Source organism: Billgrantia zhangzhouensis, assembly GCF_021404465.1.
In the GTDB taxonomy this organism is placed as follows: domain Bacteria; phylum Pseudomonadota; class Gammaproteobacteria; order Pseudomonadales; family Halomonadaceae; genus Halomonas; species Halomonas zhangzhouensis.
The window spans coordinates 111,624-128,996 of sequence record NZ_JABFTT010000004.1; the positions used below are offsets into that span (position 1 = coordinate 111,624).

A 17,373-nucleotide genomic window follows, 5' to 3' on the forward strand; every position below is an offset into this window, starting at 1 on the left:
GGGGCAGCTTACTCGGCGCTACCTTCACCTTCCTCGCCTTCACCTTCGCCTTCGTCAGCCTCGCTGCGACCCTTGGGCTTGGTGATGCTCAGTACGGCGTTGTCGTGATCCGCACCGTGAGTCAGCTCGACCAGGGTGACGCCGGCCGGCAGCTTGAGGTCGGAGAGGTGCAGGGTGGTGCCCATCTCGACGTTGCTGATGTCGACTTCGAGGAAGTCGGGCAGATCCTTCGGCAGGCAGCTGATCTGGACCTCGTTGGAGAGCACGTGCAGTTCGCCACCCTGGTCCTTGATGCCCTTGGACTTCTCCTCGCCCACCACGTGCAGCGGCACGTTGATGGTGATCTCGTGGGTGGCGTCCACGCGCATGAAGTCGGCGTGGGTGATCAGCGGCTTGTACGGATGACGCTGCAGGTCACGCACCACCACCTGCTCGCTCTTGCCGTCGATGACCAGATTGAGCACGGAGGAGAAGAAGGACTCGTCCTCGATGGCCTTGTAGAACGCGGCCTTCTCGACGGAAATCGGCTGCGGAGCCTTCTCGCCACCGTAAACGATGGCCGGCACCTGGAGGTTCGAACGACGCAGGCGGCGGCTCGCACCTTTCCCCAGGTCGTTACGAACGCTGGCATTGAGTGTGAAATCGGACATGATATTGCCTCTTGCTGAATGTAAGGGAGGCGTGCAACCCGCGACCTGATCGCTACGCTTCCCGAAAGCCCCGTGGGGGCGCTACTCCGGCGCCATGTTCCTGCTGAGAGTCTCAGTGGAACATGGCGCTGACGGATTCCTCGTTGCTGACGCGGCGGATCGCCTCGGCGATCAGGCCCGCCACGCTGAGCTGACGAATCTTGCCGCTGCGACGGGCAACGTCGGACAGCGGTATGGTATCGGTCACCACCACCTCATCGAGTACCGAGCCGGTGATGTTCTCCACCGCCGGGCCGGACAGGATCGGGTGGGTAGCATAGGCTACCACGCGCCGCGCGCCGTGGTCCTTCAGGGCATCGCCGGCCTTGCACAGGGTGCCGGCGGTATCGATCATGTCGTCCACCACCACGCAGGTGCGGTTCTCGATCTCGCCGATGATGTGCATCACCTGGGCCTGGTTGGCCTGGGGACGCCGCTTGTCGATGATGGCGAGGTCGGCGTTGAGCTGTTTGGCGATGGCGCGAGCGCGCACCACGCCGCCTACGTCGGGCGATACTACCACCAGGTCGTCGTAGTTCTGGCGCTCGATGTCATCGAGCAGGATCGGCGAGCCGTAGACGTTATCCACCGGCACGTCGAAGAAGCCCTGGATCTGGTCGGCGTGCAGGTCCATGGTCATGACACGATCGACGCCGGCCTTGACCATCATGTCGGCCACTACCTTGGCTGAGATCGGGACTCGGGCAGAGCGTACCCGCCGGTCCTGACGCGCGTAGCCGAAGTAGGGCACCACGGCGGTGATCCGGGTGGCCGAGGCGCGCCGCAGGGCATCCACCATCAGGATCAGTTCCATCAGGTTGTCGTTGGTCGGCGCGCAGGTGGACTGCAGAATGAAGACGTCCTTGCCGCGAACGTTCTCGTTGATCTCGACCGCGATTTCGCCATCGCTGAACTGCCCGACCGTGGCATTACCCATACGAGTATCGAGACTCTCGGCGATCTTCTGGGCGAGCTCGGGGTTGGCATTCCCGGCAAAAACCATCAATTTTGACACGCGCGTCCACCTATGCAGTGTTGGGGAGCTCCGCAGGCGATGAGGCTTTACCGTCAGCGCGGTGGTCGGACCGGGCGCTGGCTGGCGGCATGTTCATCTACCTAGAGCAGCATGTAGCGGGGAGAGGTTCAGGCCACGGGCCGTGAAAGCAGTATAGCGGTCCGGCAGGTCGGCCAGTAGACGCTTCGCATCGGCTCTCGAATCGAGCCAGGCGAAGACACAGGCACCGGTTCCCGTCAGCATGGCGGGTGCCCGGCTACCAAGCCAGTCGAGTGCTTCGGCGACAGGCGGATAGAGTGACCTGACCGTCGGCTCGCAGTCGTTGTGCCAGCTGGGCGCTCCCCCCTGCAGTGCGCGCGCCATGGTAATCGGGGCAGTGTCACGTGTCAATTGCGGTGCTCCGAACACGGCGGCGGTGGCGACCTCAATGCGAGGGTGCACGACCACGAACCAGGGGGTGTCGAGCGCCACCGGCGTGAGCTTCTCGCCGATACCTTCGGCCCAGGCGGCCTGGCCGTGTACGAACACCGGCACGTCGGCGCCGAGCTGCAGGCCGAGTTCGGCCAAGCGGCCGAGGGGAAGCTCCAGTTGCCAGAGGCGGTCGAGCCCGAGCAGCGTAGTGGCGGCGTTGCTGCTGCCGCCGCCAAGGCCGCCGCCCATGGGCAGGCGCTTGGTCAATTGAATGTCGGTGCCCAGGGAGCAGCCACTCTCCGCTTGCAACAGCCGGGCTGCCCGCACGATCAAATTGTCGCTGTCGGGCACGCCCGGCAGGCCGGGCGTCAGGCGGACCTCGCCATCCTGACGCAACTGAAAGCGCAGCTCGTCGCCATGGTCGAGAAACTGGAACAGCGTCTGCAGCTTGTGATAGCCGTCCGCTCGGCGGCCGATGATATGCAGTAGGCGATTGAGCTTGGCCGGTGCCGGCAGGGTGAGTGCGTTCATCGGCTGGCTCGGTGCGCTTCTTTGCGGCTGCTCAGTCATCAATGGCGGGGCGCCACTCGGTGACTACCAGGGTGACGCTGAGGTCGTCGTATTCCATGCTCAGGCGTCGCGGCAGCCACAGCGATTCGACCTGGGCCCAGTCGCGATAGACGATCTGCCAGCCATCCTGCTCGAGTTGCTGGGGAAAGCCGCGCTCGTCGCGTTCGAGACGGTAGTCGCTGTGGTCGGCAGGCAGGCCGCGAATCCAGTCGGACAGCGAGCTGACCGGCAGCGACCAACCCAACTGCTGCTGCATCAGGGATTCTGGGGAGGAGGCTTCGAAGCGGCCCTCGGCGTTGGTCAGGGTGAAGCGTCCCTCGCGCCCTTCGAGCAGGTTGCGGCCGCTGCCGAAGGGGCCGCTGATCAGCATGCGGTAATAATGTGGATGCTGACTCCAGTCGAGGTTGGCGCTGGTCGTCTCCCGGGAGGTGCGCAACCCGGCCTTGCCGATCAGGATCCAGGTATCAAGCGCCTCCAGGCGTTCCTGCTGGGCTTGCCATTGGTCGGCCGAGCGTCCGTCGTCCGGTGTCGTGCCCGGTGTGGCGCAGCCAGCCAGCAGGGCAAGGGCGAGGCTCATGGCAAACCAGCGTATCGCGAGAGTGGGGCGTCTCATGGCGTCGTCTCGTTGACTGTGGATGATGTGGGTGCCAGTTCGGGGATGCGCTCGAGAAGTTCATCGATCAGGGGGCGTTCATCGTAGCGGAGCAGAGCTTGCTCTACCACGCGGCGAGCATCCTCATGCTGTCCGAGTGCCCAGAGAACCTCGGCGAGATGGGCGGCGATCTCCTGGTCGGGCATGCTGGCATAGGCCCGTTCGAGCCATGGCAGGGCGCGCTCTGGATCGCCCTGGCGGTAATAGACCCAGCCCAGGCTGTCCATGATCGCGGGGCTGCCCGGTTCGAGGGCGTGGGCGCGCTCGATCAGCTCGCGGGCTTCATCCAGTCGTTCTTCCTGGTTGAGGTCCGCCAGGGTGTAGCCCAGTGCATTCAGGGCCGAGGCGTTGTCCGGGTTGGTCTCGATGATACGGCCGAGATCCCGCTCCATGGCATCGATGTCGCCTTGCCCCCAGGCACGCATGGCGCGCAGGTAAAGCAGCGGCTCGTCGTTGGGCGTGCGCGAGAGTTCGCGGTTGAGCAGGGCATTGGCTTCGGCGTGCAGCCCGGCCTCGTCGAGCAGTTCCACCTCGAGGGCGACCAGCTCGCTGAAGCGCGATTCGTGGCGCAGGCGCTCGATGCGCAGGAAGGCGCGGGCATCGAGCAGACGGTCATCCTCGATCAGCATCTGTGCTGCCCGCAGCCGCGCACGCAGGAAGTCGTTGCCGGGGGATACCTGGCGGTAATAAAGGAGGGCGTTGTCGATCTCGCCCTCTTCCTCGGCGATGAGGCCCATCAGGTAGAAAGCCGCGGGAGGTGGCTCGTCGCTGCTGACCAGTGGCAGTAGCAGGCGGCGGGCCGCATCAAGGTGATTGTCCTCGAGGTAAAGGCGGGCCAGTGAAATGCGTAGCTCCTGGTTGCCAACGTGCTCGTCCAGCAGGGTCGAGGTGTGCTCCTCCGCTGCAGCGACGTTGCCCAACATCAGCTCGGCTTGCGCCATCAGTAGCAGGAAACGGGGATCGCCGGGAGATATCTCGAGGCCGCGGCGCGCGGCCTCGCGGGCCTGGCGCGGACTGTTGGCTTCCAGCGCCAGTTGGGCGCGGGTCAGCCACAGGGCGGGCAGTTCCGAGTGGTCGCGGGCGAGCAGGCCCAGGCGTTGTTCGGCCTGCTGGCGCTGGCCGGTGGCAGCCTCGAGAATCGCCATGGCCAGCACGGCATCGTAGCGATGAGGGTGCGCGTCGGCGTCGGCGCGCTCGAGGTGCTCGCGCAGACGCTCACGCAGGGGAAGTGGGTCGGTGCCGGATTCCAGGGCGAGTTCGGCGAACAGCGCCAGCTCGCCGTGCAGCCCCTGCTCGACCAGTATCAGGCGTCGATCGAGTGCCGTCGACCAGTCGCCACGCTGCAGGGCCAGGCCCGAGAGCAGGCGCAGCGGTGCCTCGGCGGCGGGGTCGAGCTCATGCCAAGTGCTGACCGCCTGTTCGAGCAGCAGCACGTCGTTGCCGAAGCGTGCCGCCAGCGTGCCGCGCTCCGCCAGCTGTGGGGCGCGGTAGCGCTCGGCCATGGCCAGATAGCCCAGCGTGGCGCGGCGATAGTCGCCGCGCTGCCCTGCCATCTCGGCGCTCAACAGCGTAGAGAGGCCCTCTGCATCCAGCCCACGCTCGATGGGGGGCGCCGAGACCAGAGGGTCTTCTTGAATCGTGCCGAAGGGGGAGGAGGCCAAGCCTTGGCAACCGCTCAGCAAGACGGTTAAACCAAGCACTGCCAGTCCCTGGCGAGAAGAGCGTATCAGCGTCGAGGGCATGCGTATCTCATCCGGTATCCCGAGGTGCCAGCATACCGGCTAGCGGCCCATGGGCAAAGGGATCGCTGCATCGCAATGCGCGGTCGGCGAATGTACCGTGTCTTGTCGTGCGTCAATTGCCGGGTCGCTGCGCCTGGCGCCGAGTTCGAAAGGCTGTGATAGAATGCGGCGCCGCAGAGACGTTTTTTCATTTACGGTGCCGCCGGCCGACTTTTCCGAAGACGCTAACGCATGACGCTTCTTGCCCTTGGAATCAACCACAGGACGGCCACCGTCGCGGTGCGCGAGCGGGTCGCCTTCACCCCCGCTCAGTTGGAGTCGGCGCTGACCGAGCTGCGCCATATCCCCCAAGTGCATGAAGCGGCGGTGCTCTCGACCTGTAACCGCACTGAGCTCTATTGCGTCACCGAGCCGAGCGGCGAGCGTCTCATCCTCGACTGGTTGAGCCATTTCCATGGGTTGCAGCTCGAGGAGCTTACCCCCTGCGCCTATCATTACCTGGACAACGATGCCGCCCGGCACCTGATGCGCGTCGCCGTGGGGCTGGATTCCATGGTGTTGGGCGAACCGCAGATACTCGGCCAGCTCAAGGAGGCTTACCAGTCGGCGCGCCAGGCGAGTGGACTGGGCGGCGAGCTGGAGTTGCTCTTCCAGCATACCTTTGCGGTGGCCAAGCAGGTGCGGACGCGCACCGGCATTGGCCAGAACCCGGTCTCGGTGGCTTATGCGGCGGTCAGCCTGGCCAGCCGTATCTTCGATGATTTCAGCCGCTCACGGGCGCTGTTGATCGGTGCCGGGGAGACCATCGAACTGGTTGCCCGCCACCTGCGCGAGGCGGGCGTGCGCGACATGATCGTGGCCAATCGGACACGGGAGCGCGCCGAGCTGCTGGCCGGCGAGTTCAATGCCGAGGCGATCTCGCTCGACGAGATTCCCGATGCCCTGTCCCGCGCGGACATCGTCATCTCCTCGACCGCCGCGCCGCTGCCGATCCTGGGCAAGGGCATGGCGGAGCGGGCGTTGAAGAAGCGCCGTCACCGACCGATTTTTATGGTCGATATTGCCGTGCCACGGGACATCGAGCCCGAAGTCGGCGATCTGGACGACATCTTTCTGTACACCGTCGACGACCTCAACGAGGTGATCCAGGAGAACCGCCGCCATCGCCAGGCGGCCGCCGATCAGGCGGAGGCCCTGATCGAGCATGGCGTTCATGTCTGGCTACACGAGCGGCGTATTCGCAGCAGCGGGGAATTGATTCGCCGTTATCGCGACCAGGCGGCCGAACTGCGCGAGCTATCGGAGCGCCAGGCACTGGCCAGGCTGTCACGCGGGGAGGATCCCGAGGAAGTGATTCGGCTGATGGCGCACCAACTGACCAACCGCCTGCTGCATCGGCCCACGGTGGCGTTGCGCGAGGCGTCTGGTGGCGAGCGACGTGACCTGCTCAACGCCGCCGAGGCGCTGCTGCTTAATCCCACATCAACGAAACCCTGACAGGACACGCCATGAAAGCGACCCTGCGCCAGCGTCTCGATGGCTTCGTCGAACGCTTCGAGGAGCTCGCCGCCCTGCTGGCGGAGCCCGAGGTGATCAGCGACCAGCCTCGCTTCCGCGACTACTCCCGCGAATACGCCGAACTCGAATCCCTGGTCGAGGCCTGGCGCGACTACCGGGCGACCGAGAGTGACCTGGAGGACGCCGATCTGCTGGCCAACGACAGCGATGCCGAGATGCGCGAACTGGCGCAACTGGAGCTGAGCGAAGGCCGTGAACGCCTGGATGAGTTGGAGGATCGGCTCAAGCGCTTGCTGGTGCCGCGCGATCCGGACGATGGCCGCAACGTCTTTCTCGAGATCCGTGCCGGCACCGGCGGTGACGAGGCCGCGCTGTTTGCCGGCGACCTGTTCCGCATGTATTCCCGCTATGCCGAGAAGCAGGGCTGGATGGTCGAGGTGATCAGCGCCAGCCATGGCGAGCAGGGCGGCTATAAGGAGATCATCACGCGAGTGAAGGGCGAGGGCGTCTATGCCCGGCTCAAGTTCGAGTCGGGCGCACACCGTGTGCAGCGCGTGCCGGCGACGGAATCCCAGGGGCGCATTCACACCTCCGCCTGTACCGTGGCCGTGATGCCCGAAGCCGACGAGGTGGGCGATGTCGATATCAATCCGGCCGATCTGAGAGTGGACACCTTCCGCTCCAGCGGCGCCGGCGGCCAGCACGTCAACACCACCGATTCGGCGATCCGGATCACCCACCTGCCGAGCGGGGTGGTGGTCGAGTGCCAGGAGGAGCGCAGCCAGCACAAGAACCGCGCCAAGGCCATGTCGCTGTTGGCCGCGCGCCTCAAGCAGAGCGCCGTGGAGAGCCATCAGCGCGAGCGGGCCGACACGCGCCGCAGCCTGGTCGGCTCGGGAGATCGCAGCGAGCGCATTCGCACCTACAACTTTCCCCAGGGCCGGCTGACCGACCATCGCATCAACCTGACGCTCTATAAGCTTGGCGAGGTCATGGCCGGCGAACTCGACGAAGTGCTCGATCCCTTGGTTCACGAGCACCAGGCCGAGCAGCTCGCGGCGCTGCAGCAGGAAGCCTGATGCAGCTCGATATGCTGCTGGTGCGGGCTGCCGAGCGCCTGGCGCGAGCCGGCTCGCCCAGCCCACGGCTGGATGCCGAGGTGCTGCTGTGTCACGTGCTGGGTGTCGAGCGCACCTGGCTCTATACCTGGGGCGACCGGATGGCGCCTACCTTCCAGCGCGCCCGCTTCGAGGCCCTCGTCGCCGCGCGGGTGGCGGGGCACCCGGTGGCCTACCTCACCGGCGAGCGGGAATTCTGGGGACTTGTCCTGGCCACTTCGCCGCATACCCTTATCCCCCGGCCCGATACCGAAACCCTGGTGGAGGTGCTGCTCGGTCTGGCGGACGAGACTTCGGGCCGCCTGCTCGATCTGGGGACCGGTACCGGGGCCATTGCGCTGGCCTTTGCCAGCGAGCGTCCTGGCTGGCAGGCTCTCGGCATCGACCGGGTATCCGAGGCGGTGGCCCTGGCCGAATCGAATGCCCGGCGGCTGGGTATCGCCAATGTACGTTTTCTGGTCAGCGACTGGTTCTCGGCAGTGGCGCAGCAGCGTTTCGCATTGATCGCGGCCAATCCGCCCTATATCGATGCGGACGATCCGCACCTGGCTCAGGGCGACGTGCGCTTCGAGCCGAGAAGCGCCCTGGTGGCTCTCGAATCGGGGCTGGCCGACCTGCGGCATATCGCTGAATGCGCCGTTGGTCATCTCGTTCCCGGTGGCTGGCTTGCCCTGGAGCATGGCCATGACCAGGCGGCGGCCGTGCGCGAGTTGCTCGAGGCGAGGGGGTATGGAGACGTCGCGAGTCGGCGGGACCTGGGTGGCCAGGAGCGGGTCACTTTCGGCCGACGACCGGATCAGCGTTGAGGGAGGCGCATTGGAGGGGAAGCAATGGCTGTGGTACATCTGTTCAGGAAATAATTCCAAATGTCGGCATGTTTGTGCGACCGAACACCAGCACCTCGCCTGATTGCCGCGATTTTTCAGGTCGATCTGCTGTCATGGCGACACGTCATCCACTCTGACCCGGCTCCCCCGACACGACAATGAAAACCAAGACCCGCTCGCTCGACCGTATCGATCTCAAGATCCTGCGCTGCCTGCAGGAAAATGCGCGTATCTCCTATGTCGACCTGGCTGCCCAGGTCGGGCTCTCCACCACCCCTTGCCTGGAGCGCGTCAAGCGTCTCGAGAAGTCCGGCGTGATCCGCGGCTACAAGGCGATACTCAATCCGCGCTCGCTCAAGGCCAACCTGCTGGTGTTCGTCGAGATCAGTCTCGAAACGCAGTCGCCAGCGGTCTTCGATGAGTTCCGCCGCGCGGTCTCCCGTCTGCCGCAGATTCAGGAGTGCCATCTGGTTTCGGGACAGTTCGACTACATTCTCAAGTGCCGGATTCCCGAGATGTCCGCTTATCGTCAATTGCTCGGCGACGTGGTATTGACCCTTCCCGGTGTCAAGGAGTCGAAGAGCTACGTGGTGATGGAGGAGGTCAAGGAGGAGTTCTCGCTCTATGTACCCGACATCGAGGAACTCGAAGGCAAGTAAATGACGATGAACGACGAGGCGCTGCTGCGCTACAGCCGGCAGATCATGCTGGAGGCGATCGATATCGAGGGGCAGGAGCGCCTGCTGGCCTCGCGGGTGCTGGTGGTGGGCGCCGGAGGGCTGGGCTCGCCGGTGGTGCTCTATCTGGCCGCCGCCGGGGTGGGCCGCCTGACCTTGGCCGATGCCGACGCGGTGGAGCTTTCCAACCTGCAGCGCCAGATCGCGCATGGCATGGCCGACCTGGGGCGCAACAAGGCGCAATCGGCACGCGATTCGGCCATGGCGCTCAACCCAGGCTGCGAGATTCGCGTGATCGAGGCGCATCTCGATGAGGCCGCGCTCGATGTGGCCGTGAGGGAGGTCGATTTGGTGCTCGACTGCACCGATCGCTTCTCCAGCCGCTATGCCATCAATGCCGCCTGTCACCGTACCGGCGTGCCTCTGGTTTCAGGGGCGGCGATTCGTTTTTCAGGACAGCTGGCGGTATTCGATCCCCGCGATATCGCCTCGCCCTGCTATGCCTGCCTCTACCCCCCGGGGGAGGGCGGTGACGAAGAGCTGCGTTGCGCCGAGAACGGTGTGGTGGCGCCCCTGGTCGGACTGATCGGCTGTTTCCAGGCGTTGGAGGCGGTCAAGCTGCTCAGCGGGGCCGGCACGCCTCATCGTGGTCTATCCACCTTCGACGGGCTGTCCGGTCAGTGGCGGCACTACCAGGTGCCGCGCGATCCTGGCTGTCCTGTCTGCGCCGGGTAGACTCGCCACCGACTTGCCTTGAGAAATATCGACTCTTGATTGTTATTATTTGACAGGCTGGGCTTGGTGGGCACGGTCGTTATCAGCGCAGGGAGGCGATTTTTCTGTCAATTACGGACCTGGTCGAGCCATGTTGTACTGTTTTGACTGTTTTGAAAATCTCTCAGGCAGGGCGAAACGAGTCTAATCGTTATTGAATACTTGACAGCCTATGGCGGTTTGGTGCCAGACTAGTCGCATCCAGTGCCTGGTCGTGCCGGCCGCCGATGCGGACATGGCTTTCGTTGGCTCAAGCCGGATCGGTTCAATTTTCGGGAAACCGTTGCATGGCGACTGATGTCCAGACCGACTTCCCCGCTACCTACTATCGCGATACGGTCGCGCTGACTCTCGAGCAAGGTTGTTCGCCGTTGCGCGGGCAGCAGCGTGTCGATGTCTGCGTGGTTGGCGGTGGGATCACTGGCTGCTCCACGGCTCTGCACCTGGCAGAGCGCGGTTATTCGGTAGCGCTGCTCGAGGCGCACGAGGTGGGGTTTGGCGCTTCCGGGCGCAGTGGGGGTCAGATACTCCCCGGCCTGGGAACCGATATCGCCACGGTGGAGCAGGCGCTGGGCCGCGAGCGTGCCCGCGAGGTTTGGGAGATGAGCCGCGAGGCGGTGCGCCTGACGGTGGAGCTCATCGAACGCCATACGATTCCCTGCGATTTTGCCCGGGGCTATCTGCACGCCGCGGTGAAGCCGCGGCATGTGCGCGAAATGCGCCAGTTCCAAGAGCGCATGGCCCGCGATTACGACTACGACGCGCTCGATTGGCTCGAAGGTGAGGCACTGCGCGAGCGGGTGGTCACCGACGCCTATCCCGGCGCCCTCTTTGAGCGTGAGGGTGGGCATCTCCATCCGCTGAACTACACCCTGGGGCTGGCGCGAGCGGCCCAGCAGGCGGGGGTGTCGATTCACGAGCACAGCCCGGCCCTGGCCATTCGCCGCGGTCAGCCAGCCATCGTGCAGACGGCGCAAGGGGCGATCGCCGCCGACTTCGTAGTGGTAGGGGCCAATGCCTACCTGGGGCGTCTGCTGCCGGAACTGGAGGGGCGCATCATGCGCGCGGCCAACTATATCGTGGCCACCGAGCCGCTGGGCGAGGCGCGTGCGGCCCAGGTGCTACCGTGCAACGATGCCCTGTCCGATGCCAATTTCGTCCTCGACTACTATCGCCTCTCGGCTGACAAACGGCTGATTTATGGCGGTGAAGTCAGCTACGATGGCCGGGAGCCGCGCGGGCTTCAGCAGCGCATGGATGCCAAGATTGCGCGGCTGTTCCCGGTGCTCGAAGGCGTGCGAATCGATTACCGCTGGGGCGGCGACGTGGCCATCACGCTTAACCGTGCGCCGGATTTCGGCCGCCTCGGCAACAACGTCTACTATGCCCAGGGCTATTCAGGTCACGGCATGGCGCTCGCCGGTCTGGCCGGAAAGCTGATGGCCGAGGCTATCGGTGGGCAGAGCGAGCGTTTCGATGCCTTTGCCGCCATACCCCATCGCCATTTTCCGGGGGGCGAGCGCCTGCGTACGCCATTGCTGGTACTGGCGACCGCTTTCTACAAGCTGCGCGACCGGCTATAACGAACGTGACGCCCGGGACGGGCCGCAATGAGGTTCCCATGAAAGACCTGGAAAGCTGGCTGAAGGAGCGACGCATCACCGAGGTGGAGTGCCTGGTCAGCGATATCACCGGCATTGCCCGCGGCAAGATCACCCCGGTGTCGAAGTTCATGGCCGAGAAGGGCATGCGTCTCCCCGAAAGCGTACTGCTGCAGACCGTGACCGGCGACTATGTCGAGGATGAGCTTTACTACTCGCTGCTCGACCCCGCCGACATCGACATGCTGTGTCGGCCCGACATCTCGGCGGTGTACCCGGTGCCCTGGGCCATCGAGCCCACCGCACAGGTCATCCATGATTGCTACGACAAGATGGGCAACCCCATCGAGCTCTCCTGCCGCAACCAGCTCAAGCGCGTGCTGGCACTCTATGCCGAGCAGGGCTGGAAGCCGGTGGTGGCACCGGAAATGGAGTTCTACCTGACCAAGCGCTGCGAGGACCCCGACCTACCGCTGCTGCCGCCCATCGGCCGCAGCGGGCGCCAGGAGACCGGCCGGCAGTCGTTCTCCATCGATGCGGCCAACGAGTTCGACCCGCTGTTCGAGGACATGTACGACTGGTGTGAGATCCAGGGCCTGGATATCGACACCCTGATTCATGAAGAGGGCACCGCCCAGATGGAGATCAACTTCCGTCACGGCGACCCCCTGGTACTGGCCGACCAGGTCTTCCTGTTCAAGCGCACCCTGCGCGAGGCGGCGCTGAAGCATGATGTGGTGGCGACCTTCATGGCCAAGCCGATCACCAATGAGCCCGGCAGCGCCATGCACATTCACCAGAGCGTGCTGGACGTCGCCACCGGGAAGAGTGTGTTCGCGAACGAGGATGGCTCCATGAGCCAGCTGTTCCTCCACCATATCGGCGGCATGCAGCGCTTCATTCCCGAAGCGCTGCCGCTGATGGCGCCAAACGTCAACTCCTTTCGCCGCTTCCTGCCCGATACCTCGGCGCCGGTCAACGTCGAGTGGGGCGAGGAGAACCGCACCTGCGGTCTACGGGTACCCGACTCATCGCCGCAGAGCCGGCGCATCGAGAACCGCCTGCCCGGTGCCGATGCCAACGCCTACCTGGCCATCGCGGCGAGCCTGCTGTGCGGCTACCTGGGCATGGTACAGCAGCTCAACCCCTCCGCACCGGTGCAGGGGCGCGCCTTCGAGCGGCGCAACCTGCGCCTGCCGTTCACTCTCGAACAGGCCCTGGAGCGAATGGAGAACTGCAGCGAGCTGGAGCGCTACATGGGGCATCGCTTCGTGACCGGCTACGTCGCGGTCAAGCGGGTGGAGAACGAGAACTTCAAGAAGGTCATCAGTTCGTGGGAGAGGGAGTTCCTGCTGTTGAGCGTTTGAGCCTCGTGCGAAAAGTGACCGCGCTTGCCGTCGACTTTTCGCACAGGGCTCGGCTGCCGGGTCTAGGTGTGGGCCTGGCAGCCTGCGACGCTCGCTGCGGCGCATGGCGCCGCGTGGCCTGCCGTCCGTTGTGACGGGCCATGGGATCGGCCGCCGCCGAGAGTCGATCCGAAGAACCAGGCTGGATCGATGTCGATGCCTACAACGCAAACAACAGAAGAGGTGCCATCATGACCTGTCAACGCAAGCTGTCGCTGGCCGTCGCTCTGGGATCGCTGGCCATGGCCGCAACCGCTGCCCAGGCCAACGAGGTGCGAGTCTACAACTGGTCGGACTACATCGCGCCGGATACCCTGGAAAAGTTCACCGAAGCCACCGGCATCCGCGTCATCTACGATGTCTACGATAGCAACGAAGTGCTCGATGCCGCGATGCTCTCGGGCCGCTCCGGCTACGACGTGGTGGTGCCCTCCAACCACTACCTGACCCGTCAGGTCAGCGCCGGGGTCTACATGGAGCTGGATCACGACAAGATCCCCAACATGGAGAACCTCAACCCCGAGCTGATGGACGATCTGGAATCGATCGACCCCGGCAGCCGCTACTCCATTCCTTACATGTGGGGCACCAACGGCATCGGCTACAACGTCGAGCGGGTCACCGAGATCCTCGGTGAGGATGCACCGCTGGATTCCTGGGCACTGATCTTCGATCCCGAGACCACCACCGCACTGCGCGAGGGCGGCTGTGGTATCGCGATGCTCGACACTGGCGATGACATGCTTTCCTCCGGCATGGCCTACCTGGGGCTGTCGCCGCTCTCCGAGGAATCCGCAGATATCGAGGCGGCAGGCGACCTGATCGCTGCGGTGCGCGACAACGTCACCTATTTCCACTCCTCGCGCTATATCTCGGATCTCGCCAACGGCGACATCTGCGTGGCGGCGGGCTACTCCGGCGACATCTTCCAGGCCGCCGACCGCGCCGAGGAGGCGGGGCGCGATTTCACTATCGACTACATCATCCCAAAGGAAGGGGCGGCGCTGTGGTTCGACATGATGGCGATTCCGGCGGATGCGCCGAACCCTGATAACGCCCATGCCTTCATCAACTTCATCCTCGAGCCCGAGATCGCCGCCGGAATTACCGAGTACGTGGTCTACGCCAACCCCAACATCGCCGCCAACGAGTTCCTCGACCCCGACATCCTCAACGATCCGGCCATCTACCCCGACCAGGAGGTGATGGATAACCTGTTCGTGCAGGAAGAGAAGCCCTTGGCCGTGCAGCGCGTGCGCACTCGTGTCTGGAACCGGGTGAAGTCCGGCATCTGATCGCTCCGTGCCGGCCCCGTGGGGCCGGCAGAGCATGTTGATCGATGCCGCGCTGGCCATTCCTGCGGCGTCTTCAGCATCCTCACCGATCCCGTTTGCTACAGGAGATGCTGTGATGCCGCAGTCCCAGACTCAAGCCGCGGAGTCGCCGCGACGAACCGTCGAGCATTCGACCGATGCCGACGCCATGGTGGGCAAGCCGCGCCCTGCCCATAACGAGGCCTTGATGGAGATCCGCCGCGTCAGCAAGCGCTTCGACGGGGTGCTGGCGGTGGACGATGTCAGCCTGTCGATCCGCCGTGGCGAGATCTTCGCACTGTTGGGCGGCTCCGGTTCGGGCAAGTCGACGCTGCTACGCATGCTGGCCGGCTTCGAGAAGCCCAGCGAAGGGCAGATCGTGCTCGATGGCGAGGACATCACCGCCATGCCGCCCTATGAACGGCCGATCAACATGATGTTCCAGTCCTACGCGCTGTTTCCGCACATGACGGTGGCACAGAACATCGCCTTCGGCCTCAAGCAGGACAAGCTGCCGCGCCGCGAGATCGAGGAGCGTGTGGACGAGATGCTCAAGCTGGTGCACATGGGGGCCTATGCCCGGCGCAAGCCGCACCAGCTTTCCGGTGGCCAGCGTCAGCGCGTGGCGCTGGCCAGATCGCTGGCCAAGAGGCCCAAGCTGCTGCTGCTCGATGAGCCGATGGGGGCACTGGACAAGAAACTGCGCACCGAGATGCAGCTCGAAGTGGTACAGATCCTGGAGCGGGTCGGCGTGACCTGCATCATGGTCACCCACGATCAGGAGGAGGCCATGACCATGGCCGATCGGGTGGCCATCATGGCCGACGGCTGGATCGCCCAGGTCGGCACGCCGATGGATGTCTACGAGAGCCCGGCCAATCGCATGGTGGCGGAGTTCGTCGGCACGGTGAATCTGTTCGAGGGTGAGATCGTAGTCGACGAGACCGATCACTGCGTGGTCGATAGCCCGGTGCTGGGGCGCTCGATTCGCATCGGGCATGGCGTCAGCACCCAGGCCGACGAGCGTCGGGTGTGGGTGGCGGTGCGCCCGGAAAAGACCTGGCTGACCCGTGAGCGCCCATCGGGCGAATTCAATTGGGCGGCCGGTATCGTCGAGGACATCGCCTACCTCGGCGGCTTCTCGGTCTACTACGTGAGGCTCGAGAGCGGGCAACTGGTCAAGGCCAGCATGGCCAATACCGAGCGCCGCGGCGACCGGCCACGCTGGGACGAGCCGGTGTTCGTTCACTGGGACGACCAGAGCGCCGTCATCCTGCACGATTGAGCGAGACGCCGGGAGATCCGCATGACTAACCTCACCGCTCGCCTGCAGCGACTGTTCAAGCCCGGTCGCGGTTGGGTCATCGCCGTACCGCTGTTGTGGTTGACCCTGTTCTTCCTGCTGCCGTTCGGCATCGTGCTGAAGATCAGCCTCTCCGAGGCGGCCATCTCGATACCGCCCTATGGTCCCATCTTCGACTACGCCAACGAGACGCTGAACGTCATCGTCACCTTCAGCAACTACCTGTTCCTAACCACCGATACGCTCTATGTCTCGGCCTACTGGGGGTCGGTGAAGATCGCCCTGCTGGCCACCGTGCTGTGCCTGGCGATCGGTTATCCCATGGCCTATGCCATGGCTCGTGCTCCGGCCCATTGGCAGTTGGTGCTGCTGTTGCTGGTGATGCTGCCATCATGGACCTCGTTTCTGATTCGCGTCTACGCCTGGATGGGCATCCTCAGTAACAACGGCCTGGTCAATAACGTGCTGATCTGGGCGGGGCTGATCGACTCGCCGATTCGCATGCTCAACACCAACTTCGCCGTGATCCTCGGCATCGTCTATGCCTACCTGCCGTTCATGGTGCTGCCGCTCTACGCCAACCTGACCCGGCTCGATACCTCGCTGCTGGAGGCTGCCTCGGATCTCGGTTCGCGCAAGTTCAATACCTTTCTCAGGGTGACCCTGCCGCTGTCGAAGGGTGGCATCATCGCCGGCTCGATGCTGGTGTTCATCCCGGCGGTGGGAGAGTACGTGATCCCGGAGCTGCTGGGCGGACCCAACACGGTAATGATCGGCAAGGTGCTGTGGGAAGAGTTCTTCCACAACCGTGACTGGCCGGTCGCCTCGGCACTGGCAATGGTGATGCTGGCGATCCTGATCGTGCCCATCGCCCTGTTTCATCGTTACCAGTCCCGCGAGCTGGAGGAGTGATCATGCGCAAGCCATCCTTCACCACCGTGATGCTGATCGCCGGGCTGGTGTTTCTTTACCTGCCGATGATCATCCTGGTGATCTACTCCTTCAACTCATCGCGCCTGGTCACCGTATGGGCAGGCTTCTCGGCGCGCTGGTATGTGGAACTCTTCCGCGACCAGCAGATTCTCTCGGCAGTATGGACCAGCCTGCGAATCGCCTTCTTTTCCGCCTCCATGGCGGTGTGCCTGGGCACGCTTGCCGCCTTCGTGATGGTTCGCTTCGCCCGCTTTCGGGGCAAGACGGCACTCTCCAGCATGGTCACTGCGCCGCTGGTGATGCCCGAGGTGATTACCGGCCTGTCGCTGCTGTTGCTATTCGTGCATATGGCGCAGCTGATCGGCTGGCCGGCGGATCGCGGCATGGTCACCATCTGGATCGCCCATACCACTTTCTGCAGTGCCTACGTCGCGGTGGTGGTGGCCTCGCGTCTGCGCGAGGTGGATCTTTCGATCGAGGAGGCGGCCATGGACCTGGGAGCCAGGCCCGTGCGTACCTTTTTCCAGATTACCTTGCCGGTGATCGCACCGGCGCTGGCGGCGGGCTGGCTGCTGGCCTTCACCCTGTCGCTCGACGACCTGGTGATCGCCAGCTTCGTCTCCGGTCCCGGTGCGACCACGTTGCCGATGGTGGTGTTCTCTTCTGTGCGCCTTGGCGTCTCGCCCAAGATCAACGCCCTGGCCACGCTGATCATCCTGGCGGTGTCGCTGGCCACTTTCCTCGCCTGGTACCTGATGCGACGCAGCGAGGCGAGGCGGCGGCAGGCGATGCTGCAGGATATGACGGCTGGAAGGTAGCTCTTT

At 64.4% G+C, this 17,373-nt stretch carries 16 protein-coding genes; 11 read left to right on the plus strand and 5 right to left on the minus strand.

Annotated features, from left to right (window positions below):
- Positions 1–8 precede the first annotated feature (8 nt).
- From HOP51_RS05980 to HOP51_RS06000, 5 genes are all read right to left on the minus strand, one after another.
- Positions 9–650, minus strand: a complete 642-nt coding sequence (locus HOP51_RS05980; protein WP_234273043.1) for a 50S ribosomal protein L25/general stress protein Ctc — start codon at positions 648–650, stop codon at positions 9–11.
- Positions 651–762: 112 nt separating this feature from the next.
- Positions 763–1,704, minus strand: a complete 942-nt coding sequence (locus tag HOP51_RS05985; protein WP_010629229.1) for a ribose-phosphate pyrophosphokinase — start codon at positions 1,702–1,704, stop codon at positions 763–765.
- Positions 1,705–1,797: 93 nt separating this feature from the next.
- On the minus strand, positions 1,798–2,646 hold the full coding sequence (gene ispE / locus HOP51_RS05990; RefSeq protein ID WP_234273044.1) for a 4-(cytidine 5'-diphospho)-2-C-methyl-D-erythritol kinase: 849 nt from the start codon (positions 2,644–2,646) through the stop codon (positions 1,798–1,800).
- A 31-nt stretch (positions 2,647–2,677) separates the two neighbouring features.
- Positions 2,678–3,298 carry a lipoprotein insertase outer membrane protein LolB gene (lolB, locus tag HOP51_RS05995; RefSeq protein WP_234273045.1) on the minus strand — a complete coding sequence of 207 codons (621 nt, stop codon included), beginning with the start codon at positions 3,296–3,298 and terminating at the stop codon, positions 2,678–2,680.
- A complete protein-coding gene (locus HOP51_RS06000; protein ID WP_234273046.1) occupies positions 3,295–5,079 on the minus strand; it encodes a tetratricopeptide repeat protein in 1,785 nt (594 codons plus the stop codon). Before HOP51_RS06000 ends, lolB begins: the two co-directional genes overlap by 4 nt.
- A 231-nt stretch (positions 5,080–5,310) precedes the next feature.
- On the opposite strand from HOP51_RS06000, the gene hemA reads away from it, so the two are divergent.
- The 11 genes from hemA to HOP51_RS06055 all read left to right on the plus strand — a co-directional run bounded on the left by hemA (position 5,311) and on the right by HOP51_RS06055 (position 17,367).
- Complete coding sequence (hemA, locus tag HOP51_RS06005; RefSeq protein ID WP_234273047.1) at positions 5,311–6,576, plus strand: glutamyl-tRNA reductase; 1,266 nt, start codon at positions 5,311–5,313, stop codon at positions 6,574–6,576.
- 11 nt (positions 6,577–6,587) lie between these two features.
- A complete protein-coding gene (gene prfA, locus HOP51_RS06010) occupies positions 6,588–7,676 on the plus strand; it encodes a peptide chain release factor 1 (protein WP_234273048.1) in 1,089 nt (362 codons plus the stop codon).
- Positions 7,676–8,521 (plus strand): peptide chain release factor N(5)-glutamine methyltransferase, encoded by an 846-nt coding sequence (gene prmC, locus HOP51_RS06015; RefSeq protein ID WP_234273049.1) that lies wholly within the window; start codon positions 7,676–7,678, stop codon positions 8,519–8,521. Before prfA ends, prmC begins: the two co-directional genes overlap by 1 nt.
- Before the next feature lie 179 nt (positions 8,522–8,700).
- A complete protein-coding gene (locus HOP51_RS06020; protein ID WP_159553150.1) occupies positions 8,701–9,201 on the plus strand; it encodes a winged helix-turn-helix transcriptional regulator in 501 nt (166 codons plus the stop codon).
- A gap of 6 nt (positions 9,202–9,207) precedes the next feature.
- Entirely contained in the window at positions 9,208–9,954 is a 747-nt protein-coding gene (locus tag HOP51_RS06025) for a HesA/MoeB/ThiF family protein (RefSeq protein WP_234273262.1), read from the plus strand.
- 326 nt (positions 9,955–10,280) lie between these two features.
- On the plus strand, positions 10,281–11,576 hold the full coding sequence (locus tag HOP51_RS06030) for an NAD(P)/FAD-dependent oxidoreductase (RefSeq protein WP_234273050.1): 1,296 nt from the start codon (positions 10,281–10,283) through the stop codon (positions 11,574–11,576).
- A 38-nt stretch (positions 11,577–11,614) separates the two neighbouring features.
- Positions 11,615–12,961 (plus strand): glutamine synthetase family protein, encoded by a 1,347-nt coding sequence (locus HOP51_RS06035; RefSeq protein WP_234273051.1) that lies wholly within the window; start codon positions 11,615–11,617, stop codon positions 12,959–12,961.
- A 230-nt stretch (positions 12,962–13,191) separates the two neighbouring features.
- Positions 13,192–14,295, plus strand: a complete 1,104-nt coding sequence (locus HOP51_RS06040) for a polyamine ABC transporter substrate-binding protein (RefSeq protein WP_234273052.1) — start codon at positions 13,192–13,194, stop codon at positions 14,293–14,295.
- 187 nt (positions 14,296–14,482) lie between these two features.
- A complete protein-coding gene (locus HOP51_RS06045) occupies positions 14,483–15,598 on the plus strand; it encodes an ABC transporter ATP-binding protein (protein WP_407061782.1) in 1,116 nt (371 codons plus the stop codon).
- A gap of 21 nt (positions 15,599–15,619) precedes the next feature.
- Entirely contained in the window at positions 15,620–16,528 is a 909-nt protein-coding gene (locus HOP51_RS06050; RefSeq protein WP_234273054.1) for an ABC transporter permease subunit, read from the plus strand.
- Between the two features lie 2 nt (positions 16,529–16,530).
- Positions 16,531–17,367 carry an ABC transporter permease subunit gene (locus tag HOP51_RS06055; RefSeq protein WP_159553140.1) on the plus strand — a complete coding sequence of 279 codons (837 nt, stop codon included), beginning with the start codon at positions 16,531–16,533 and terminating at the stop codon, positions 17,365–17,367.
- The last annotated feature ends 6 nt before the right edge of the window (positions 17,368–17,373 follow it).